This window comes from Pedobacter sp. 05L430 (genome assembly GCF_056397585.1).
In genome coordinates this window covers 23,777-46,062 of sequence record NZ_JBFTNT010000014.1, presented here as the reverse complement: position 1 = coordinate 46,062, position 22,286 = coordinate 23,777, and the positions used below count along the sequence as shown (strand labels likewise).

Below are 22,286 nucleotides of genomic sequence, written 5' to 3'. Positions count from 1 at the left end.
CCTCATTACCACGTTAACATGGAATTTGGCAACAGCGGTTTCGGCAAAAAGCAAGAATGGTCGTTTGGCACTACCCTACGTTACAAGCCCGGCTATTTCTATGTTGTTTCGGGTGGCTTAGCTGAGGGCAGGGTTCCCAGTTYAGCAGTTATAGATGCCCAGGTAAGTTACAAACTTATCAAAGCACGTTCCGGCATAAGGCTGGGTGCTACAAACATTACCAACAAATACTATTCAACCGGCGTTGCCAACCCAAATATTGGCGCGGTCTATTATGTAACTTATGCATATAATATCCTTTAATATGAAAACCATCCCATCATTACTAATTGCCCTTCTTGTTACCCTTTCTTTGTTTTCCTGCACAGGAAACAAATCAACGCAAGCGGGAAACTACAAAACCAGGTTAACCTTTAAACCTGGCGAAGAACAGAAAATTGCCGAAGCTTTCCTGTCGATAAAAGACAGCACACAAATTTTATTGAAGCAGGGCACCTATAAATTCGACAACCTGAGCATTGCACAGGTGAACCACATCATGATACAGGGCGATGGCCATGACAAAACTATTCTCGACTTTAAAGAACAAAGCCAGGGCGGCGAAGGGATCAGGGTAACAGATGTAAAAGGCTTTGTGATTGATGGCATGACCATTCGCGATTCTAAAGGCGATCTGCTAAAGATTAACAAGAGCCGGGATGTTACCATTACCAACCTCCATGCGGTTTGGAGTAAAGCCGACTCAACCAGCGGTGGCTATGCCATTTACCCTGTAATGTGCAAAAATGTATTGATAGAAAACTGTTATACAGAGGGCTCGTCAGATGCAGGCATTTATGTTGGTCAAACGGATAGTGCAGTGGTAAGAAAATGTAAAGCAGCAAAAAATGTTGCAGGCTGTGAAATCGAGAACACATCTAATGCCCAGGTTTACGACAATGAATTTTATAACAACACCGCGGGCTTTCTGGTATTCGACTTACCGGATCTTTCAAAGAAAGGCGGCCATGTTAAAGCCTACAACAATTACATCCACGATAATAATTTCAGAAACTTTGCAAAGGCAGGCAGCTTTGGCACCTCATGGGGTGTGGGTAATGCCTCACCCGGAAGCGGTATTATTATATTGGCGGCATCAGATATTGAGATCTATAACAACCGGATCATTAACAACAATTCATCCTCAATAACCATTGCTTCGGGCTTTGCAGTTGATGAAAAAGCTGCCGAGAAAATAAACGACAATTACTTTCCCATTTCAAAAAACATCAATATTCACAACAATACTATTGAAATGGGCCCCGCCTTTCCGCAGCCAGCCTATGAGCACCGTATTGGAAAAATATTAGTAGCCGTTGAACAGCAGTTAAATGCCAGTGATCCGGCAAGAAAAAACAAACGTATCCCTTTCATTATGTACGATGGMATCTCGAGCAATATCTTAACCAAGGGTACAGCAGTTAATCCGGATTCTATTTGCATAAAGCAAACGGGCGACAACCTATTTGTAAATGCCGACTTTTTAAACATCAGCAATCCTAAAAACTGGAAACCAAACACAAACATTACCCCTTATATCTGCAAGTAAAAATCAGTATCAATGCGTAAAACTTATCTTTTGGGGTTTCTCCTCCTTTTCAGTATTTCACTTTCCATTTTAAGTGAGCAGGGTTGTAAAAACAAAACCGGCCAGGCTGTGCAAAACAGTGGCTTTGTATTTAAAGAAAAACTATCTGATTATGGTTTCTTTAAAAACAAACTAAAGGATCTTGATCCCAATGAAGGGGTTTTGCATTATGATATCAGTACCGCTCTCTTTACAGATTATGCCGTTAAAGACCGCTTCATTGTTTTACCAAAAGGTACTGCAATGAAGTACACGGCACAGGGTGCGCTTGAATTCCCTGACTCAACCATCATCGTTAAAAACTTTGCTTATACCAATGTCAATCATCAGAAAATAATGATCGAAACAAGGCTACTGGTTAAAGACCCTTCCGATAAGAACTGGAAGGTGATGAATTATCTGTGGAACAAAGAACAAACAGAGGCCATCAAACACATTACCGGAGCAAAAATCCCGATTATCTTATTGGATAATGATGGCAATAAACTCTTTACAAATTACCAGGTACCAAACACCAATGATTGCAAGCGTTGCCACATTAAAAATGATGTGTTAATCCCTATTGGTCCAAAAGCCAGAAACCTTAACATTACCCTTGTCGGACAAAGTACCAATCAACTTAAGGCATGGGCAGCAAAAGGAGTACTTAAAGGATTGCCAGATACGGGAGCGGTTGCTCAATTACCGAACTGGGCCGATGCTAAGCATTACAGTCTGGAACAACGCGCAAGAGCATACCTTGATATAAACTGTGCCCACTGTCATACCAAAGGAGGCGACGCCTATAATACAGGTCTGTTTCTAGAATATGAGCAAACCAACCMCAATCATTTAGGGATCAGAAAAGCCCCGGTTTCGGCCGGAGGTGGAGCTGGCGGGCTTAATTATGATATTATACCTGGCGATGCTACCCATTCTATTTTAGCTTACAGAATGAATAGCACAGAGCCGGGCACTGCTATGCCTGAGCTTGCAAGGACCCTTCCTCATAAAGAAGGAATTAAATTGATCAGGGAATGGATAAACAGTTTAAAATAAAAAAGAACAGCCGTATATTTCTTCCGACTGTTCTAACCTAATTCACAAAACTCCCTAAGTTTATGAATGCTGTGCATCCATCCAGATCAACACAGCACTCAGCCTAAATAGTGTTAAACCAAATTGGTATGGCCAGATCAGGGCTAACCATTCCCTGATCCTCTATTAACTAACAATCCGCAAGGGTGGCGGAAGGATCTTTATTACAGTTTCTCCTTCAATGCCTCATAGGTCTTTTTATAATCCGCATTATCGGATTCCTTTTCAACAAGCTTTTTACTCCATGCCAATGCTTTGGCAAGCTCCTCTTTGTCTGCACTATACTCTAATACAAAGTTGGCATTGGTATTTATGGTAGCCAGGTTGGCTGTATCTTCATATTTCTCGGTGTAGTTTACAATTGCTGAGGCAAAAGCTTTCCAGTCCTTACCGTAGTAAAAAAACAGTTTCACTCTGGTAACAGTCCGGTCGGCAGTTGTGGCATCATGCTTTTGCGTTACCGATGCGGCTATTGTTTTCCAGTCAGGGATTTTGTCTTTGGCTTTAGCAGCCTCAACAGCCGGGTTAATAATTGCATCGGCAATGGCTTTATCTTTTTATTTAATATCTGTGGCGTCAGATGATTTTGGGGCGGCAGTTACCACTTTACTCAGCTCATCAATTGCACTCAATTTCAAATACAACTATGAACTGGTCCGAATTTCCGAAGTCAATTATGAGCTCTTCCTCAGGTCAAGGAACCCCGAGGTAAAAATGCTTGGCATACTGGCCAACCTTGGAGATGGCAACCCTAGTAAAGGAAATACGAGCCAGCTTAGAGCCTAAGAAATAAACAAAGTATGACATCAGTCAGCATAGGCGACTAGTCCGCTATCATACGATTTGGCCGTATCCAGTAATAGCAATAAGGATTGTATATCGCTATCATTAACAGTATGCTTTTGAATATTCACCCTGATTTGCCGTATTAAAGATGTGTCCCATCTAAAGTCCGAATGGTAGTGTAATTGATATTGCTTACCTCTATTGGGTAGGAAATTGAACTGTTCCTGTTCACTCTAACTGATCCAGTAGACTTGAGTTGAACAGCAAACCCTCTCTGAAGTTCATGCCTAATCTCAAAATATCGGGTATCAAAAAGCAACGACAATTTGTTTCTTGAGATAGTCTCAAGATCCTCACCGCGGCTGGATAGAGGCAATTTAATGCTACCACAAGTTTCCGACTTATCAAAATTTGGCTTTGTCATTTAGAGAGGTTTTTAATTCGAATATACAAGTGCTAAGTGTTTTTTGTTAAATGATCCAAAATTGGCGGTTCAAGTATTTTTCAATCTCAATAAACCTTCCGGTAATCCTTAATCTTCTATAATTGCTTTAAGATTATCAGAAAGGTAATGATCAAAGAGATTGTTTGTTTAAAGATACATAATTGAATTATTTAAAATTCCTTCCCCCATAAAAGGTTCCCTTTGGAACTTCCCCGGGAACCGTTGTAAGTACTGGCAAATCCTCTTGCTCCCGCTGCACCAATTTACCCATCAGTTTAGTCAAATCCACGCATTTGCTCACAATGACATGAACCACCTCTCCTTCCCGCTGCAAACGCCCCTCCACCATCAACAGCCTGGAATGCAAAATCTCTTTCCGGTAGGTATCAAAAAACTTTTCAAATACCACCAGATTGCTAAAGCCAGTCTCATCCTCAATGGTAATAAAACATACCCCACCGGCAGTTCCCGGTCGTTGTCGAACCAGCACGAGCCCGGCAACCTTCACCAATTGTCCGTTCTGCGCCTCCTTATTGATCTGATGGCAGGACAAGATGCGCAGCATCTCCAGTTGTGATCGCACAAAGCTCACCGGGTGTGCTTTTAACGATAAGCCTACGGTAGCATAATCCTGAACCACATGTTCTCCTTTGCTCATCAACGGCAATTCCACCTGTGCCTCCAACATACTTTCTGAGGGTTGCCCTTTAAAAATCACCACTGGCATATCCTGCAAGGCAGAAACCTCCCATAATGCTTTTCTGCGGTCCAACCCAATCGAGCGGAAAGCATCAGCATCTGCCAGTCTTTCCAGTGTATTAATCGCTATTCCTGCATCACGTAAGGCCGTAACTGTCCTGTACTCATTTCCCCTGCAATTCACCAAAACATCCATCTCCTCCTGCCCTAAACCTTTAATCTGCCGGAAACCCAAACGGATCGCACAATACTTCCCTGATTTTTCTTCCAGCAAATTATCCCATGTAGAATAATTGATATCAACTGGCCGAACCTCCACACCATGTTTTTGTGCATCAATTACAATCTGCGCAGGCTGGTAAAAGCCCATTGGCATACTATTGAGCAAGGCTGTAGCGAAGGCATCCGGATAGTAGTGTTTCAGCCAGCAGGACACATAAACCAGCAAAGCAAAACTTGCCGCATGACTTTCGGGGAAACCATAACTCCCAAAACCCTCCAACTGCCTGAAAATCCGTTTGGCAAACTCCTCGGTATATCCCTTTTTCATCATCCCCTCGACCAGCCTCTGTTCATACAAATTAACCGTTCCGGTATACTTAAAAGTGGCCATACTGCGACGCAGTCCATCTGCTTCGGCGGGTGTAAATCCTGCGGCTACAATGGCAATTTTCATTGCCTGTTCCTGAAATAGCGGCACACCATAGGTTCTTTCTAAAATTTCTTTTAATTCAGCGGAAGGGTATTCCACAAGTTCATCACCATTACGTCTCCTCAAATAAGGATGCACCATATCTCCCTGTATGGGGYCAGGCCTGACAATGGCAACCTCAATCACCAAATCATAAAAACATTTGGGCCTTAACCTGGGCAGCATGGACATCTGTGCCCTGCTTTCAATCTGGAATACCCCCAGTGTATCCGCAGCACTAATCATATCATAGACCTCCGGATCATCCTGAGGGATATTGGCCAGGGTCAGATCTAAACCATAATGCGCTTTGCACAAGTCAAAAGCCTTGCGGATACAAGTCAGCATACCCAAAGCCAATACATCCACTTTCAGAAAACCCAAAGCATCAATATCGTCCTTGTTCCACTCAATATTCGTACGGTCTTCCATACGCGCATTCAGGATCGGACAGAGATCAGTCAGCTTCCCATTGGTCACCACAAAACCACCGGTATGCTGGCCCAATTGTCTGGGGAAACCCATCATCTGCGCGGTCAGTTGCAAGGTCTTCATCAAATGCGGATCCCGGGGATTCAAATCCTGTTCAGTCACACGCTTGCCCTCAAACCATTCGTCTGTAAACTCCCATACTGAACTGGATAACCTGTTAATGGTATCCACAGATAAACCCATGGCCTTGCCCACATCTCGCAAAGCACCTTTCTGGTGCAGCTGTGTTACCGTCGCCACAATCGCTGCACGGTCACGGCCATACTTGGTATAAATGTACTGCATGATTTCCTCCCGACGTTCATGCTCAAAGTCCACATCAATATCGGGCGGTTCATTCCTGTCCGAAGAAATAAAACGCTCGAAAAGCAAGTCGAACTTCATAGGGTCTACTGAGGTTACACCCAGACAGAAACAAATTGCTGAATTGGCCGCTGATCCCCTTCCCTGGCATAAAATGCCTCGGCTTCTCGCTTCGCGGACAATGTCTTCCACAAAAAGGAAGTAATTCGCATAATCCATCTTCCGCACAAAGTCCATTTCATGGGCAATCATGTTCAATACYTTTTCCGGGATAACCTCCCCATAAAATGCATGTGCGCCTTTAAAACACAGGTATTCCAGCTCTTCCAATGGCGAACGACCGCTTTTGTTGATCTCCTCCGGATATACATATTTCAGTTCATCCAGTGCGAAAGCACATGCCTCAGTGATGTGCATCGTATTGCGGATCGCTTCGGGATAATTACGGAACAAGCGGTGCATTTCGGCAATCGGTTTCATATAACGTTCCGCATTCTGATGCAACCTGAAACCAGCCTCCTTGATGGTACACTTTTCTCTCACACAGGTCAGCACATCCTGTAATTCCCTTCTGGAAGGATTGTGGTAATGCACATCACCGGTGGCTACAACAGGTATTCCAAACCTAGCAGATAACTGCTGGATGCGAAAGATCAACTTATCATCATTACCCAGGTACGTACGTGTTGCAGAAAGGTATAACTGCTTACCCAAAGCTTCCCCATATTCCTCAAAATCCTTAACAAAGGAATCCTCAAAATTGAAATGACGGTTCAGCACACCAGGCATCACAACGGTAAACAACATCCCTTCAGCGTGTTCATAAACATCCGCCTTATTCAAATGGCAGGAACCTTTTTCCGCACGCAGATTCCCAACCGTTAATAAAGCCGAAAGTCTGCAATAAGCATCTTTGTCCGTAGGATAAGCCAGTAAACTTGGCCCATCCAGTAAATCCAGGCGACAGGCGGGAATGATCTGAATGTTTTTTTCTTTAGCTGCAGCGTGTGCACGAACAATGCCTGCCACCGTATTGCGATCAGTAATGGCTACCTTTTTATAGCCGAAAGCAGCTGCCTGATCCACCAGTTCATGGGGATGGGAAGCCCCCCTTAGAAAGCTGAAATTAGAAGTCACCTGTAATTCACTGTATTCCATATCTCATTCTTCATGCAAAAAAACCATGTATAAACCATTGGTACCGCTGCTCGCCCCCATAGTGACCCGAACGGAACAGCCAGTAACGCTGTCCCAGTTCATCTTCCACCTGGTAATAATCCCTGTGCTCTCCTACATCTAACCACCACTCCCGTTCTATGCGCTCAGGACCATCGGCCTTCACCACAACATGCCTGATGCCCATATAAATAAAAAACTTTGGCGGATGATCGGGTATCAAGGCCATTACTTCGATTGGGACAGGTTTACTCAACAATTCTGTTGGGCGCGGTCTGTCAATATGCCATTGGGCTATCGGTTTTTCAGTAATGGAAACTGCCCGGTTCGCAGATCGTTCCGGCCAATAGCGAGCTGCAGGGACATAACGATGAATCACATCAGGCCCCATTTTACCGGTTACCCTGTCCAGCAGCTGGATCACACTCTGATCATCCAGTCCGGGCTTACCCGCCCAAAGCGCTTCTTGTCCGGGTAAAATATCATCCACTTTAGGCGCTTCCAACACAAACAGTTCAATGCCCAGGGCCGGGCGGATCTGATCGATCTTCAACTCGAAAAGTTTAAACAAATGACTGACGCTACAGGTTGCCCCGCTGGTTCCTATAGAAACTTGTACCACCTTGCCATCAATACGATAACAAGTCAGCACCCCTGTCCTTAAGCCCTTGCCCTCATTTTGCAGTCGCAGACACAAATGCTCCAGTAATCGGCTGATCGCCACTTCAATGCCAATGCGGGTTTTAATCGGCTCCAGACAAGGCAAGCGTTCCTGAAAAAGAACAGGCACCTGCAAAGGAGTAATCAACTCATCAACTGTACCCAAAGCCTGCCCCAAACGGGCCAAAAAATCCTCTCCGAAACGCCTGCGCAGCACCGAGCGCGGCATACCTATAAAACTCCTGATCCGGTAAAAACCAAGCTTGCTCAGCTTAGCCAGTGTATTTTCCGGTAAACGCAAGGCTTCTGGCGGCAACGCAAGCAGGGCTTCTGTATGCGTCCCGGGTGCAATCAAAGGAGTTACTTTTCCAAAACGAGCTATTGCCCATGCGGCACCGGCAGTATCAGCCATCGCCACACGAACCGTATAACCCTTGCTTTTTAACCTGGATACGATTTCTTTCAGGTATTCCCGTTCCCCGCCCCAAAGGTGGGTACAGCCACTTACATCCAGGAACAACCCATCTACCGAAAAATCATCGGCCATCACCACGGGTGAATAACGCACACACCACTCTCCAAGTCCTTTCAGCAATATGGTAGTGCGCCCGGCTTTATCATCCAAAACCTCCAGTCCCGGGCAAAGGGCCTTGGCATCAGCTGCACGCATTCCTATCTCAATTCCCTGCGAAGCAGCTAAAGGACTTGTCGCAGTAATCATATTGCGCCCATGATCGGGCGCTGCGAAAACAAAAGGAATGTCACAAAGTTCCGGCCGGCGGATCAGCTGCCAGTCTGCCAGCAAATGACGGAACCATATCGAAACATAACGCTTTTGCATTTTTTAGCCGTTTAACCAATTTGTCTTTCCTCTTGATCGTACCATGCTGCTGTTTTCAAGGCTGGAAGTACTTCCACAAAACGATCTCCTCCCCATTCCATGATCCAGCTTCCCGGATTTCCATTACGGACTTTGGTCAGCTCCACCTTCCAGCGAGGGAAACCCACACCAGGCATTTCATCCTCGGTTACACTGGGTACCGGGCTGATCTTCCAGCGCGCTGAAGCCACCGTACTTACGGCCTTACGGGCGTCTTTACGTAAAATAAAACCCGTCACACCAGAACCTTCCACCGCAAGCTGGAGTCTACGGGATTCAATCAAACTCAGTTCATTCAACTCCGCCACCACAGCAGCAAGACCTTCACATTTTAAAGCCTCCTCCATAATCCAGAGCACATCTTTTTCCCTGGTAACATCCATAAAAATGATCCGCTCGGGTTCTACGTTGAACAGACAAAGGGAAACCGGGAATAACTTTCTTGCAGTACTGATCCATACACAAGCAGCGCCATCCTTCATCAATACCGAAAGCAAGCCACCGATAAAACCATCGCTCGCTGCCGCATGTTCGGGCAGCACCGTAATAAATTCATGAATGGCCTTTTTCGGAAAAACCCCGTTTGGAAATACGTTTTCCAGCTCACCAAGGCCAATCGCCTCAGCAGCTTCTTTACCTTGCAGTTTAAAGCCCTGCCACAGCAGAATATCCTGTTGTAATTTACTAACCAATTCCTGTTTTGCGTTCATGATGTTATCCCCTTTCTTGAATCATTGTATTAGCAATGCAAATGAACAAACAAATATAATACTAAAAATATTAGTATTATAAATAAAATGAGAAAGAATTTTTACGCTCGATTTTTCTCGCTAAAATCCTAAAACTCCCGTCATCTCCTTTGGTTAACCAAAGGAGATGACGAGGCAGGGCGATGAAGGGAAGGGCAAGGACGACGTTTACTGTACCAACACCGGACATAATAGTGTGATTGCTAAGGCCAGCTTGAAGACAGCGTCGAGGCAGCATCGAGGCAGCATCGACATTCCTTCGGAAAAAGGTACCTGTTTTCCGAAAGAATCCTATCGCAGTCCTTAATTTGCCTTGATTCAGTCGAGACCCAGGTACTAGCATTAACATATTGAGTGCTATACAAAAGGAGATTAATTGAAAAATTTATTAATAAAAAAAAGTCCTGTATCATAATTATGATACAGGACTTTTTTCATCCTCACGTCATCCCGAACGAAGAGAGAGATCTCTTGGACTACGCCTAAACAAGGGATCTCTCTCTTCGTTCGGGATGACGGAGAAGAGTAATGACGGTCAAGGGTGATATCCATCTGTCCCTACTTCACTACCATTTCTTTTTTGCTAACCGTATGTGCGCTGAAATACCCCAGGGCATCATTGCTAATATTTGAAGGCGGGTTACCTGGAGTAACACCACCACCAGGACCATTCTGTGATTGCTGACTTAATGTATTCCAGTAAGTAAATACATTTTTATCTATACACTGCATCTCAACTTCTACGTTATCGCCTGTTTTCAGCTCATCGTCATCATCATTTTTCCCATTAAAAAACATCACACTCGGAACATTGTTTCCATCGGTAAAGCGATCATTTTCAGAATACACACTTCTCGATTGAAAACCATTCACTTTTAGCACAAACCGGTACTGATTGGCAATTCCGGCAGGATCTTTATAATGTACCTGTGCCTGCTTTTGCTTTTCGCTACCAAAATTAAATACTTTAACATCAAGCGAATCAATGCCTACAGAATCTGGCATGGTTGAAGAAGCAGTATAAAGCACATTATTTATATTTACTTTAAGGCTATATGTGCGGCCCGGTTCTCCTTTGAACGCACCAAAAGTATAGCTGCCGGGTGTGCTTTCGGTAAAGATCCATGAACTGCCCTGATCATCAGTTACATTTACTACGGCACCTTGAACAGCCGGGTAATCGTTAGGTTCAGTATAAGCAACCGATTGACTTATTTTAATGGTTTGCATCCCCAATTTATTGGTAATGTTGCCTTCTATCACCAACTGATTTGGAGAAGTATTAAGCTCAACGTCTATCACTTTTTCACATGAACATATGCTAAAGGATACTGCAAGTAACAGACTTAAATATTTGATTTTTCTTAACATCACTATTAAAATTTAAAGTTGTAAGTTACCGAAGGAATAATGCCAAAAAGGCTGGTTTGCACTGCTTCGGTACGTGTTGGATCATTTTCTTTATCGCGGAACTGGATAGAATAAGGGTTTTTGCGGTTCAATGCATTGTAAACACTGAATGTCCAGCTAGAACGGAATTTCTTGGTTTCCTTAGCCTTTAATGTTGCCCCTAAATCTAAACGGGAAGTATATGGCATTCTGTTGGCGTTTCTATCGGTATAATAATAAGTGGTAAGACCACCTACATTATATTTTCCGGCCGGATAGGTTACGGCATTACCAGTGCTGTAAATGTAATTAGCTGATACCGACCAGCGGCGACTAAGGTTGTACATGGCAACCAAAGCCAGGTCATGTGTACGGTCTTGCTTTGCATTATAATATTTGCCTTTATTGATTTCATCAAACTGCCTTTCGGTTTTTGAAAGGGTATAGCTCAACCAACCGGTAAGCTTGCCTTTGGTTTTTTTACCATAAAGCTCAAGTCCGTATGCCCTGCCCTTGCCATACAACAATTCAGATTCAACATCTTTATTAGCTGTTAGTTCAGCAGCATCTCTATAATCTATCTGATTTTGCAACCATTTATAATACACCTCGGCAGAAAATTCGTAAGCATTGCTTTCGCTATTTTTGAAAAACCCTAAAGCTACCTGATCTGCAATCTCGGGCTTAATGTTATTGCTGCTCATTACATATTGATCTGTTGGAGAGCTGGTGCCTGAATTGCTAAGGATATGGATATTTTGGGTATTTCGGTTGTATGATGCCTTTACAGAGTTTCGCTCATTTAAGGTGTAACTTGCCGAAAGACGCGGTTCCAGGTTGAAGTAATTTTTAACAAATTCACCGCTTTTATAGGTTGATGAGGAACTTACTTCTCCTGAACTGTCATATGTATTTATTGTACCGGGCCCCAAAAGGGAAAACTGGCTTAATCTTAAACCATATAATAAATTAAATTTATCGCCAATGGTCCATTCGTCTGAAGCGTATACAGCCATTTCTAATCCGTACCTGTTCTCTATAGAAAGAGGGTTGAAGCTCGAATTGGCCGATGCGGTAATGTCAGATGGTGCTATTCTATGGTGTGTGGCCTGCAATCCGAATCTTAGGATGTGGTTACTGGTATAATATTGCAGGTCTTCTTTAAAATTAAAATCTCTGATCAAGGATTTTACCTTGGCATTGCTATTTTCATCGAGCAGTTCTATGGCATAGTTGTACTTGTTATAGATCAAAGATGTATTTGAAAACAACCTGTTGTTAAATACATGGTTCCAACGGATAGTAGCTGTTGTATTGCCCCAATCGTTTGCAAAAAGGTCTTTGATACCAATATTATCCTGCCCAAAATAGCCTGAAAGAAACAGCGTATTCTTATCGTCAAACTTGTAATTCACCTTGGCATTAATGTCGTAAAAGTTTAACGTATTGTTCTTTAATGCCGAATCGCCCGAGGCTTTAAGCAAAAGATCTACATAGGTGCGTCGGGCGCTAATCATAAAAGAGCTTTTATTCTTAACGATTGGTCCTTCTGCTTTTATGCGTGAGGCGATGAGCCCTAGTCCACCTTCAAAGCCATATTCTTTATCATTACCATCCTGCATTTTAACATCAAGCACTGATGACAATCTGCCTCCATATTGCGATGGCATGCCACCTTTGTACAAACTTACGTCCTTTATGGCATCGGCATTAAAGGTTGAAAAGAAACCCAACAAGTGAGATGAATTATATACTGTGGCCTCGTCTAAAAGGATCAGGTTCTGATCGGCAGCTCCTCCGCGTACAAAAAAACCTGTATTGCCCTCTCCTCCTGCCTTTACTCCCGGTAAAAGCTGTATGGTTTTCAGAACATCCTTTTCGCCGAATAGAATAGGTACATTGTCAAGATCGGCCATATTGATCTTGTTGAGACCCATTTGAGGGCTCTTTACATTTTCATTTTTCCTTTCACTGGCACTTATTACTACCTCCTGCAAATCTGAAACGGCAGCAAGTTCTATATTTAGTTTTAAGGCCTTGTTTAAGGTGATTTTTTGAGTATTGCTCTGGTAGCCACTGTAGCTTACGATGAGGCTATACTCGCCTCCATCGGCTGTTAGGGAATAAAATCCGTATGCATTTGTAGCAATACCTGAATTTTGCGTGGCACTTTGCAATCTAACCGTTGCTCCAATCAAGGTTTCTCCGGTTGAAGCATCCCTTACMGTACCACTAATGGCGAAACGCTGCTGTGCAGATAAGAAGAATGGTACTGAAGTAATAGAAAATAAGAGGAAAAAGAGATATACTTTCATAGTGTTTTGGTAATTAACCGCAAAATTATCGTATTAGTATACCATCACCTCCAAAAAACTGATGAAACGGACAAAATAAGTAATGAAGTGTTCAAAAACTCCTTTGAATTGTAGGGAGTAACAATAATACAAAAAAGTGGTAATGACAATCGTCATCTCGAAAGAAGAGAGAGATCTCCTGAATAACACAGGCAAGAGACCTCTCCTATCGTCGAGATGACGACAGCTTTAAACATCTGTCATTGGTAATCTATTTCTAATCTTCCAACACGCCAAATTTCCCCATGTTGAAATCAGTGATCGCTTCTCTGATTTCTGCTTCAGTATTCATTACGAACGGTCCGTAGCTTACAATAGGTTCATTCAAAGGTTCCCCGCTTAACAACAAAACAACACTTTGCTGATTTGCTTTAATGTGAATCTCTTCGCCTTTATTTTCAAATAAAACAAAGCTATGTTCTCCAACTATTTCATCGTTTACCTGAACACTTCCGTTTACAACTAATAAAGCGGTATTATGACCGGCCGGAATACTGGTAGTCGTTTCGGCTCCTTCATTCAATTTGATGTCAAACAGGTTCACCGGACTATATGTTTCTGCAGGACCTGCAACACCATTGAAGTTTCCGGCAATTACATTTACCTCGCCGCCATTGTCTGCAAGCTGCACTTTACCCATGCCATCTTTGGTCAACTCCTGATAATGCGGAGCTGTTGATTTGTCCTTTTTAGGAAGGTTAACCCATAACTGAACCATTTCAAAAGGTCCTCCTTTTTTAGAGAAAGTCTCTTCATGATATTCTTTATGCAAGATTCCATTACCGGCAGTCATCCATTGTACGTCACCAGCATTGATTATTCCGCTACTTCCGGTACTATCGTGGTGTGCAACACTTCCTTTGTAAGCAATGGTTACTGTTTCGAAACCTTTATGTGGGTGAACACCAACACCTCTAAGGTGATCTGAAGGCCCAAAATCATATTCAGGATTAAAGTCCAATAGTAAAAACGGACTTATTCTCTCCTGCGGAATGCCAGCGCCCGGGATATAATTAAATACCCTAAACCCATCGCCAACCATATGCGGGCGATCAGAATTTATCACGATTTTTTCAATTAACTTTTTCATTTTAATTCTCCTTTTGATAGTATAACACAAAGTTATCCTAAATAGATGAGCTGTTAATTGATCTAGGATAAGAAGTATGGCCTGGTTATTTGACAGAAAAGTACCACACCCAACCTATAAAAAACAATTGAAGAGGGATGCGCTGCCACAAATAAGACATCCCTTTCCCATCAAACTTTGCAGTTTCATAGTTGATGCTATGCATTGAGGCATATATGTTTGCAGGCAAAAGAAGTATAAAGAAAATGATTAGGAAGTACCCTGCATAAGGCCTAACTGCAGGGAACAACAAGGCTATTCCCAAAACAATTTCCATAATTCCAGTTAAAAATACGATGGAATCTTTAAATGGAATTACGGGTGGTATCATTAGGGCCATTYCTTTTGCATAAATGAAATGCCCTATTGCAGTGAAGCAGAGCATAGCCAGCATTGCCAGATTGCCCCCGAATGTAAAATTCCAGTTTCCCGTTATAAATCTCGAGATAATCGAATACAATAAAAAAGTTATTAATAATATAAATAGGGGCTTCATTGTTCTTTGTTTTAATGTTCAACAAAGTTGCAGAATGATAGCTGCGAAAAAAATGACATATGTTAGTTTCGCACTTGAAGCTTACGGATCCGACTAAGGCTTTCGGGCTGAATCCCTAAATAGGAGGACAAATGTTTAACAGAAATATTCTGTATCAACTCAGGATTTTTACTTAAAAGTAACGCATACCGTTCTTCAGCAGTAAAAGCAAGAAGATCCATTTCCTTTCGCAAGCGTTTTACGTATTGAAATTCAGCCATTAAGCGGCCAATTCTTTCTCCTTCATGATCTTTTTTATAGAATTCCTGTAAGTGTCTATAAGGAATAGCAACTACTTCAGCCTCTTCTAAAAGCTCAATAAAAATAGGGCTTGGTTCTCTGCTAATGAAAGAGAGATAAGCGGTTACAAAATCGCCTTCAAATTGGAAATCTACGGTATAATCCCGGCCATCTTTCAAAAAGTAATTCCGGGTTGCACCTGCATTCAGAAAGTAGATATAATTTTCAGTCTGTCCTTCTCTGATTAGAAAATCGCCCTTTTTGAATGTTTTTAAAAGTAAACCGGAAGAAAAGGCATTCCACTTTTCATCAGTAAGCGCTACAAATCCAGAAATTGCCGACTTTATTTTATCGAAATTACAATTCATAGCTATAAAGATAGCTCTATTGAGTATTCAATGCATCCAGCAACTGTTTTTCTTTATCACCATTCCAGTAAGCACAATCCAACTGTAAAAAGACCGAAGTATAGGGAATGGTCTCATTTGTTTTAATGACCAGAACTTTAAACAGTTTCGATTCCGTATCCAATTTCCTGAATACGGAATCATGAAGCATCGTTTGAACAGTTTGATTGCCAAAAATTGTTTTTGATTCCTGTACAAACTGCTTAACCCCCTTGGCCTGACTTTCTGTAATAAAACCTAACTCCTTATCCTGATAGATAATCGGTTTAACATGGTTAGACAAATTGATTTGTGTAAGTACCTGTTTTAAAACAGGCAGCAAACCTTCATTAATATAAATGTATTCCATTCCCTGAGCATTTTGCTCTGGAAAGGCTTTATCGACAACAAGAATCCAATTCCTGTGACCCAGCATAGGCAGTTTCTGATTAAGTTGTTCTTTCCAGTTCTGATCCTTATTCGCAACATCTCCGTTTGTTTTGCTTGCAGGTTCCTGGCAACCAGACAAGATTACTGCTGTAGTAAACAATAAAACTGTAAGCAGTTTTTTAAACATATCATCTAATTTTTTCATGCTACTTATCTATCTATGAAAAGGTAATATTTAAACGCTCATTGGTTTTAACGCTGATCTTCTTATTGCTGGTAATCTGCAATTCGGCACCGTTCTGTTTAAATTGGACAGGAATATTTTGAGCGCCCAGCATTACGGAAACAGATTTTACAGTGCCTGAGCCTATTTTGTTAAAAGCCAGTTCCTGTAACTGCAACTCGCCATATTTCAGGTGTATGGTGTGTAATTGTTTAGCGCCTGTTTTTTTCTGTGTATAGCTGCCCCATCCATTAGCTGAAGTAAAGGGAGCTTTAAAATCCTCTGCTTTCCAGGCAGGCGCGAATTTGATATAACCTTTAGGGCCATGGTACTCAAAACCACATGCGTTAATAAAGGTCCCATAACTTGCCATAGCCCTTGCATAATGGTCGCTGCACTCTATCTCATTGAATGGGTTTCTTTTAGCTGCATGATACCTGTCGTGAATAAATCGTGTAAGAATCAGGCTCTCTTGTACCATACCTTCGGCCATCAGGTGTGCTGCAACCTGATGTTCAAATCCGCTCATACATTCGTGAAAGTACCCGAGTTGCCAGGTTACATTCTCTCCAAAAGGCTTAGGTTCGTTATGCGGATTGGTATTCATGACCATTCCACCCTCTCCTGGCAAGGCATATGGCCTGCCACCAACATGGGTTTTGATGTATGGGCCAACATCGGCAGTAAAGTTATATTTCCATAAGGCTTTTAGAGCAGCAATGGCTTTGTCTTTACTCAATACCCTTGGTAATCCTACCTGAAACGCCCAGCTTTGGCCGTATACCTGATCAATATGACAGGTATTATAGGAGCCCAGGTTTTTACGACCCTGAACCTTATCTGGCCGATGAATAAAGTATTCGCCATTAAACAGTTCTTGTTCCATATTCTTGCGACCGTTGGTTACATAGGTTTCACAAGTCTGTGCAAATGCAGTGTCGTTCATTTCCTCTGCCATGGCCTGGCCTGCTCTTGCCGCAGCAATACAAAGACCAACAATCCATGCAATTTCACCTTCCCATACTGCATCAAGGGTATTCTCCATTGGTGTATCCGTCATACCATCACCATTCTTATCCTGGTCTAACATGAACTGGGTTGCCTTTTTGATTTTTGGCCAGTTGGTTTGCAGAAAAGTATTGTTGGCACTCATTTGATGCTCACGGTAAAACCTGAGTACAGTGCCTGCTTGCCCGTCAATGGCCGGTCTGTTTTCGTTTTCTGCACGGAATATAATGGCGCCACTGTCTTCCTTAAACCCAACACCTAGATCTACACGGTGTCTCAGGTCGCGCTCCAGTTCAGGAAATATCCTGGCAACCGCTTGTGCATATTGCCATACGTGCGTACAGGTTCCGGCACAAGCACCAACGCCCTCCCAGCTCCAGAAGCGGCCGTCAGCAAAACGATAAGTATTTGCCGTTGCCAGTGTATCAATATTAATAAACGTGCGCTCCAGGAACCAGTGTGGAAGCGTAGCGTCATTCCATGTGGTACTCCACAACTCGGTTGTATTTGTTAGCTTTTCAAAATTTGATTGCAGGTATGCACTTACTGCACCGGYGTCCTTAAATCTGGTAGCGTAATGAAACCCTTGTTCTGCGTCCTTAACTATTTTCTTGAGGTTAACATTTGCATTGTTGAAATGCCAGCTGATTGAATAATCGGCTTTAAGAGATTTTCCGGGACTAACAGTCTCTCCAAATTCAATTCCTCCAACCAGTTTTTCAGGTGCATCTGCAGCTGCAGAACTGGTAGCCGCAGCATTGAAATGCTTGCCCGTAACCGGCCAGGGCTCAATAGCAGCATATGTTTTTCCTTTTGCTTTGTGCAAGGTAAAACACATGGTTCCGCTGTCTTGCGCATTTTTCAGATCATCAGTAAGGGCGTCAAACGAAGAGAAGATGCTGCTCGAGTTTTCAGCTGTTACCACCTCATTTTTCCTTTTTCCGGTATTTGGTTTTCCGCTTAACTTGTTAACCCCATTTTCCATCCAGCCCAATACAGAAACATTGATATTGCTGGTGGTGGTATTCTTTATTTCTATTCGTAAAATGGTTGCAGGCAAAGCCGAATTCTGCGCATCTAAAGGAATAAATGGTGAATACACCTTTAGGTATACTGAAACAGGGAAATCTTTACTGCTGTATTTTATGGTAGCTATTGGATAGGCTGGCTTAAATTCGATCTCATCCCAATGCTCTTCACTTAATTCTTTAATAAAGGTTTTGCCATTCACAACKGCCTTTACGGCAAAACCCTGCTCTAATACCCGTTTATTGTTGGCAATGGCCGGCTCAATGTAAGCCGAGCCATCTCTGGCACGGATCTTTCTTACTTCTGTTCCGTCATTCCAGTTCACGGTTTTAGGTTCTATCCCTTCTTGTGCACCTTCGAATGTTTCATTGTAAATTTGCCATAACCAGAGCCGTCCATCGCCACCTACATATACGGTTCCGGCGTGAAGGCCGCCAACAGGCATTCCAATATATTTAAATTCATTTTTACTTTTATAATAAGCCGTCTCTTCGCCCCGGTTGTAAAGAGATTTGACCCATTGTGGATCTAAGCCTTTACTTTCGGGTATGTTGTGAAGAGGATAGTCTAACGCAAATATACTTTTACCCCATACCGGGAACTGTACCGCTGCCAGACTAGCCGTAAGCAGGCCGGCTTTTTTAATAAAATCTCTTCTATTGGATGGTTTATTGTGCATATTGATTTATCTGGTTCAATTAATTAAAACTAAACAGTTTATACCAGATAATTTTGAAATTGCCAAAATCGCTTAATACTATGGCAATTTCATTTTATGTTCTGTACACTGCCAGCCAGCTTTACCATTGGCATGCCTGCTGAATGCAAAACGCATCAATAATCCATTTGCTGCAATGAACAATATAATTGCCAGTATGGCGGCAACTTTTGTTAGTGAAACAAGGGTTGGATTTTTAGAAAACCCACCAAAAATATAACCGATGATAAATACCATACAAACACCAAAAAGTATTCGTATGAACATGATAATTGCGAATCCCATGATCTTAAATTTTAATTGTTAATGATTATTTGTTTTTACCTAATAATTCCTGGTTCTCTGTTTTACCCCAGTGTGGTTGAACACTTGATTGCTCCTTCTGAAGCAAGGCAAGGCTTCTGGTTGCCAACTGCTTGCCAGCCTCTTTATCGCCTCCCCACATTTTTGGGGTCTTATACATTTCCCAGGCTTTTACATAGATTGCTCTGGGGTTTTCAGGATTGAGTTCCTGTGCTTTTACACGGTATTGCTGAGAAAGGACTCCGTATTTTCTTCCATATGTCATTGGGTTGATGAACACCTTTGTACGGTAGACCATACTGAGCACGGTATACAGCTCTGAAAGCTCCTTTTTTTGCTTTACGGTATCGAGCAGTGATTTGGCCATTTGCACCTGCTCTTCTCCGCGGTTGCTAAAAGGCTCTATACTTTCGCCATCGTCCTGATTGATGAAACCTACTTTCGCATTGCAAAATGCGGCATAATAATAGGGCAGCCAATCTTTTTTCTGCTGGGCTGCAATCTGTAAAAATTCTTTCTCCAGCAGTTCAAAATCTTTGGCCTTAGTTGCCTGATCTAATTTAGTTACCGCATTTTGTAATGCATTTGGTTTTCCTTGTTCCTGTGCCGCTGAAGTAAAATAGAATGATACCAGGGCCAGAATAGCTAATACTAACTTTTTCATGTTATTGATTTTTAATGGTTAAAAAATATTTATAGATTTTTGTCGAGGAAATCGCTGGTGCGGTCTATCCCGAAGCTCATGAATATGCCTGCATAGAAAAATCGGGTGGCAGGCAGTGTTATGGGCACTTTATTGGTGCCATCCAGACTATAATTATATCCGAATACCTGCTTAGTGCCCAGTATATTATTTACCCCTACACTAAATCCGGAAACGGGCCTTTGCTTCCAGCTGCTGAAGATTGAAAAAAGGTGGGCAATCTGTAAGTTCATTACACTGTATGCTTTTGTTTTTCCCTGATCAAAGATCTTGCAGGCATTGTCATCAGCACTGTATCTGATATCATAATACGGCCTTCCTGTAGCAATTGCATAGGATACATTCACATAGGTATTGATGTCCTGAAAATTTTGTTTAATTGCAATGGTTGCCGTATGCGGCGTAGCAAAAGCAGGTTGCAAAGCAAATGGGTAATTGAGGTAATTGCGTTTGGTATCCAGGTAAGTATAAGTAACCCAGTAATCAAGATTTTTAATCGTTTTTTTATCCCTGAAAAACAACTCTACCCCCTGTGCATATCCACTTCCTTCATTATTAATAACAGGGATTGTTTTTACAAGATCGTTGTATTGCTTACGATAAGCCTCTATCCTGAGGAAACGGTTGTTTGCTTTTTTGGTATAGTTTAGCATGTAATGTGCTGCCCTTGAAAATTTCAGGTCAGTGCTCCGGTACAAGATTTCGTTCAATGGTTCCTGGTAAAAAATGCCGTAAGCCAGATTGAATTGTCCGCCGTCTTTTAAACGATATGCCAGACTTGCACGTGGTGCCACAACTGCCTTATTTAACAAAGAAGAGTACTCTATACGGGTTCCAATTTTTGCAGCCAGATTTTTTGCCAGGTAAATATCGCCCTCAACAAAAGCTGCCGATAGGTTGTCGATAATGGCAAGGGTACTATCGTTGGAAAAGCCCCTGTCCCGGTTATAAAAGTGCTCTGCTCCGAAACGCAGTGCCTGATTGTTTGAAAGTGTATTGGTAAATACTATTCTACCCTGCGCAAAGTTAGATCTGATTAATTTTTGGGCATTCTTATAATTTAGTGCGTCATCTTCTAGATTTACGGGCTGTCCATCGATGTTTAAAAGACCATTAATGGTATGATCCTCATTATAACTATAGACTAAACCTGCATCAACCTGCCATTTATCTGTTAAATAATCTTTATAGCTAAGGTTATTGTAGATGCTCTTTCCTTTTACCTGATAGCTGGATCTTAGTGCTGTGCTATCGATATCAGCATTACGCATACCAACATCACTGATGTCCCAGTTGGTATAAAACTTGAGCATTCCGGTTTTCCCTGTTTTTATTCTAAAATTCGCATCCCCCTCAATATATTCCGGCCCCCTAAAATAATCGGGTTTTTGTTTAACAATAGAATTATAAAATGTTGCATTGCTATAGCGCAGTGTAACACCATAGCTGCTTTTCTTATTGCGCGATAACTGTTGTATACCTGCATTGGAACTTGGCGGAAAAATGGCAAAATAGGCCGATGATTTTTCAGGGAGCTCATTGCTTTCGAGAATCAGGGCACTACTCATTGCCTGGCCATATAATGCGGAATAACCACCGGTACTAAAAAGTATACCCTTAAACAGAATCGGATTAACACGTGCATACTGCTGCATACCAGGCACCCTTGGATAGTTTGGATTTTTGAGCAGTGTACCATCAATAAACTGCTTAGTCTCGTCGCCTGTTCCGCCGCGGACAAACAAGCCATCCAAATCGCCGACTTGTTGTGCGCCCGGCAAGGACCGCAGGGCTAAGGATAAATCAGCCATGCTCCCGGCAACAGTAAAGGCATCCATTGCGGTAAGAGAGGCCCCTTTAGCCTTATCGCTTGCTTCAAAAGACCCGGCACTAATGGTTACTTCGTTCAGCGTTCTGGTATCTGGCTTTAAAACAATGTCCAGATAAAGGGATGAATCTAAGCTGATGTCTTTTTTGAACAGTTTATAACCTATTGAGGATACAGATAGCACTTGTTTTCCTTTTAAACCTTCAATACTGAATTTACCTGTGCTATCTGTTTTAGCTCCTTTATTTGAAGGGCTTAATAAAACACTTGCAAGTGGAATAGCATTTCCTTTATCACTTTTTACAGTTCCTKAAATCCGGTATTGGCCAAAGGCAAAAGAGAAGGCCGATACCAACAAAATTATGATTATGTATGTTGCGAAATTTGTTTTCATTGCCTGCGGGTTTTGTATAACTTACAGGCAAACTTATGCTGAAAACCAATGCAGTTTTTGGAGAGTAGACTA

At 42.3% G+C, this 22,286-nt stretch carries 19 protein-coding genes; 4 read left to right on the top strand and 15 right to left on the bottom strand.

Annotated elements, in window-relative coordinates:
- The 3 genes from AC1DG9_RS05405 to AC1DG9_RS05395 all read left to right on the top strand — a co-directional run.
- Positions 1-303, top strand: a 303-nt coding sequence (locus AC1DG9_RS05405) for a hypothetical protein (protein WP_477634380.1), incomplete at its 5' end; no start/stop codon positions are given.
- 1 nt (position 304) lies between these two features.
- Positions 305-1,588 carry a parallel beta-helix domain-containing protein gene (locus AC1DG9_RS05400; protein ID WP_288883952.1) on the top strand — a complete coding sequence of 428 codons (1,284 nt, stop codon included), beginning with the start codon at positions 305-307 and terminating at the stop codon, positions 1,586-1,588.
- A 12-nt stretch (positions 1,589-1,600) separates the two neighbouring features.
- A complete protein-coding gene (locus tag AC1DG9_RS05395; protein WP_477634379.1) occupies positions 1,601-2,665 on the top strand; it encodes an SO2930 family diheme c-type cytochrome in 1,065 nt (354 codons plus the stop codon).
- Positions 2,666-2,868: 203 nt separating this feature from the next.
- On the opposite strand, the gene AC1DG9_RS05390 is transcribed toward AC1DG9_RS05395, so the two are convergent.
- Positions 2,869-3,117, bottom strand: coding sequence for a hypothetical protein (locus AC1DG9_RS05390; protein WP_337717382.1), 249 nt, complete (start codon positions 3,115-3,117; stop codon positions 2,869-2,871).
- Between the two features lie 25 nt (positions 3,118-3,142).
- On the opposite strand from AC1DG9_RS05390, the gene AC1DG9_RS05385 reads away from it, so the two are divergent.
- Positions 3,143-3,490: a hypothetical protein gene (locus AC1DG9_RS05385; protein ID WP_448635711.1), complete on the top strand. Its 348-nt coding sequence runs from the start codon at positions 3,143-3,145 to the stop codon at positions 3,488-3,490.
- Between the two features lie 142 nt (positions 3,491-3,632).
- Here AC1DG9_RS05385 and AC1DG9_RS05380 read toward each other — a convergent pair whose 3' ends face one another.
- From AC1DG9_RS05380 to AC1DG9_RS05315, 14 genes are all read right to left on the bottom strand, one after another.
- Entirely contained in the window at positions 3,633-3,914 is a 282-nt protein-coding gene (locus AC1DG9_RS05380; protein WP_477634378.1) for a hypothetical protein, read from the bottom strand.
- A 187-nt stretch (positions 3,915-4,101) separates the two neighbouring features.
- Positions 4,102-7,278 carry an error-prone DNA polymerase gene (locus AC1DG9_RS05375; RefSeq protein WP_477634377.1) on the bottom strand — a complete coding sequence of 1,059 codons (3,177 nt, stop codon included), beginning with the start codon at positions 7,276-7,278 and terminating at the stop codon, positions 4,102-4,104.
- Between the two features lie 10 nt (positions 7,279-7,288).
- A complete protein-coding gene (locus AC1DG9_RS05370) occupies positions 7,289-8,797 on the bottom strand; it encodes a Y-family DNA polymerase (protein WP_172661145.1) in 1,509 nt (502 codons plus the stop codon).
- Positions 8,798-8,808: 11 nt separating this feature from the next.
- Positions 8,809-9,546 (bottom strand): ImuA family protein, encoded by a 738-nt coding sequence (locus AC1DG9_RS05365; RefSeq protein WP_337717380.1) that lies wholly within the window; start codon positions 9,544-9,546, stop codon positions 8,809-8,811.
- Positions 9,547-10,143: 597 nt separating this feature from the next.
- Positions 10,144-10,956 (bottom strand): DUF4249 domain-containing protein, encoded by an 813-nt coding sequence (locus tag AC1DG9_RS05360; protein ID WP_172661146.1) that lies wholly within the window; start codon positions 10,954-10,956, stop codon positions 10,144-10,146.
- Positions 10,957-10,961: 5 nt separating this feature from the next.
- The gene (locus AC1DG9_RS05355; protein WP_288883959.1) at positions 10,962-13,289 is read right to left on the bottom strand and encodes a TonB-dependent receptor; all 2,328 of its coding nucleotides are present in this window, start codon (positions 13,287-13,289) and stop codon (positions 10,962-10,964) included.
- 256 nt (positions 13,290-13,545) lie between these two features.
- Positions 13,546-14,418: a pirin family protein gene (locus tag AC1DG9_RS05350; RefSeq protein WP_337717377.1), complete on the bottom strand. Its 873-nt coding sequence runs from the start codon at positions 14,416-14,418 to the stop codon at positions 13,546-13,548.
- 85 nt (positions 14,419-14,503) lie between these two features.
- Complete coding sequence (locus AC1DG9_RS05345; protein WP_477634376.1) at positions 14,504-14,953, bottom strand: DoxX family protein; 450 nt, start codon at positions 14,951-14,953, stop codon at positions 14,504-14,506.
- A gap of 62 nt (positions 14,954-15,015) precedes the next feature.
- Positions 15,016-15,600, bottom strand: a complete 585-nt coding sequence (locus AC1DG9_RS05340) for a Crp/Fnr family transcriptional regulator (protein ID WP_172661150.1) — start codon at positions 15,598-15,600, stop codon at positions 15,016-15,018.
- A gap of 16 nt (positions 15,601-15,616) precedes the next feature.
- A complete protein-coding gene (locus AC1DG9_RS05335; RefSeq protein WP_337717372.1) occupies positions 15,617-16,213 on the bottom strand; it encodes an RbsD/FucU domain-containing protein in 597 nt (198 codons plus the stop codon).
- 13 nt (positions 16,214-16,226) lie between these two features.
- The gene (locus AC1DG9_RS05330; RefSeq protein ID WP_477634375.1) at positions 16,227-18,947 is read right to left on the bottom strand and encodes a GH116 family glycosyl hydrolase; all 2,721 of its coding nucleotides are present in this window, start codon (positions 18,945-18,947) and stop codon (positions 16,227-16,229) included.
- A 78-nt stretch (positions 18,948-19,025) separates the two neighbouring features.
- Complete coding sequence (locus AC1DG9_RS05325; RefSeq protein WP_288883961.1) at positions 19,026-19,271, bottom strand: hypothetical protein; 246 nt, start codon at positions 19,269-19,271, stop codon at positions 19,026-19,028.
- A 25-nt stretch (positions 19,272-19,296) separates the two neighbouring features.
- Positions 19,297-19,953: a hypothetical protein gene (locus AC1DG9_RS05320; protein ID WP_288883962.1), complete on the bottom strand. Its 657-nt coding sequence runs from the start codon at positions 19,951-19,953 to the stop codon at positions 19,297-19,299.
- A gap of 29 nt (positions 19,954-19,982) precedes the next feature.
- Positions 19,983-22,214: a TonB-dependent receptor gene (locus AC1DG9_RS05315; RefSeq protein ID WP_477634374.1), complete on the bottom strand. Its 2,232-nt coding sequence runs from the start codon at positions 22,212-22,214 to the stop codon at positions 19,983-19,985.
- Between the last annotated feature and the right edge of the window lie 72 nt (positions 22,215-22,286).

What these genes read in the sequence shown, in the direction of transcription:
- AC1DG9_RS05380 (WP_477634378.1), bottom strand. Translation starts at nt 3,914, where the DNA reads ATGACAAAGCCAAATTTTGATAAGTCGGAAACTTGTGGTAGCATTAAA.
- AC1DG9_RS05370 (WP_172661145.1), bottom strand. Translation starts at nt 8,797, where the DNA reads ATGCAAAAGCGTTATGTTTCGATATGGTTCCGTCATTTGCTGGCAGAC.
- AC1DG9_RS05365 (WP_337717380.1), bottom strand. Translation starts at nt 9,546, where the DNA reads ATGAACGCAAAACAGGAATTGGTTAGTAAATTACAACAGGATATTCTG.
- AC1DG9_RS05360 (WP_172661146.1), bottom strand. Translation starts at nt 10,956, where the DNA reads ATGTTAAGAAAAATCAAATATTTAAGTCTGTTACTTGCAGTATCCTTT.
- AC1DG9_RS05350 (WP_337717377.1), bottom strand. Translation starts at nt 14,418, where the DNA reads ATGAAAAAGTTAATTGAAAAAATCGTGATAAATTCTGATCGCCCGCAT.
- AC1DG9_RS05340 (WP_172661150.1), bottom strand. Translation starts at nt 15,600, where the DNA reads ATGAATTGTAATTTCGATAAAATAAAGTCGGCAATTTCTGGATTTGTA.
- AC1DG9_RS05335 (WP_337717372.1), bottom strand. Translation starts at nt 16,213, where the DNA reads ATGAAAAAATTAGATGATATGTTTAAAAAACTGCTTACAGTTTTATTG.
- AC1DG9_RS05325 (WP_288883961.1), bottom strand. Translation starts at nt 19,271, where the DNA reads ATGGGATTCGCAATTATCATGTTCATACGAATACTTTTTGGTGTTTGT.
- AC1DG9_RS05320 (WP_288883962.1), bottom strand. Translation starts at nt 19,953, where the DNA reads ATGAAAAAGTTAGTATTAGCTATTCTGGCCCTGGTATCATTCTATTTT.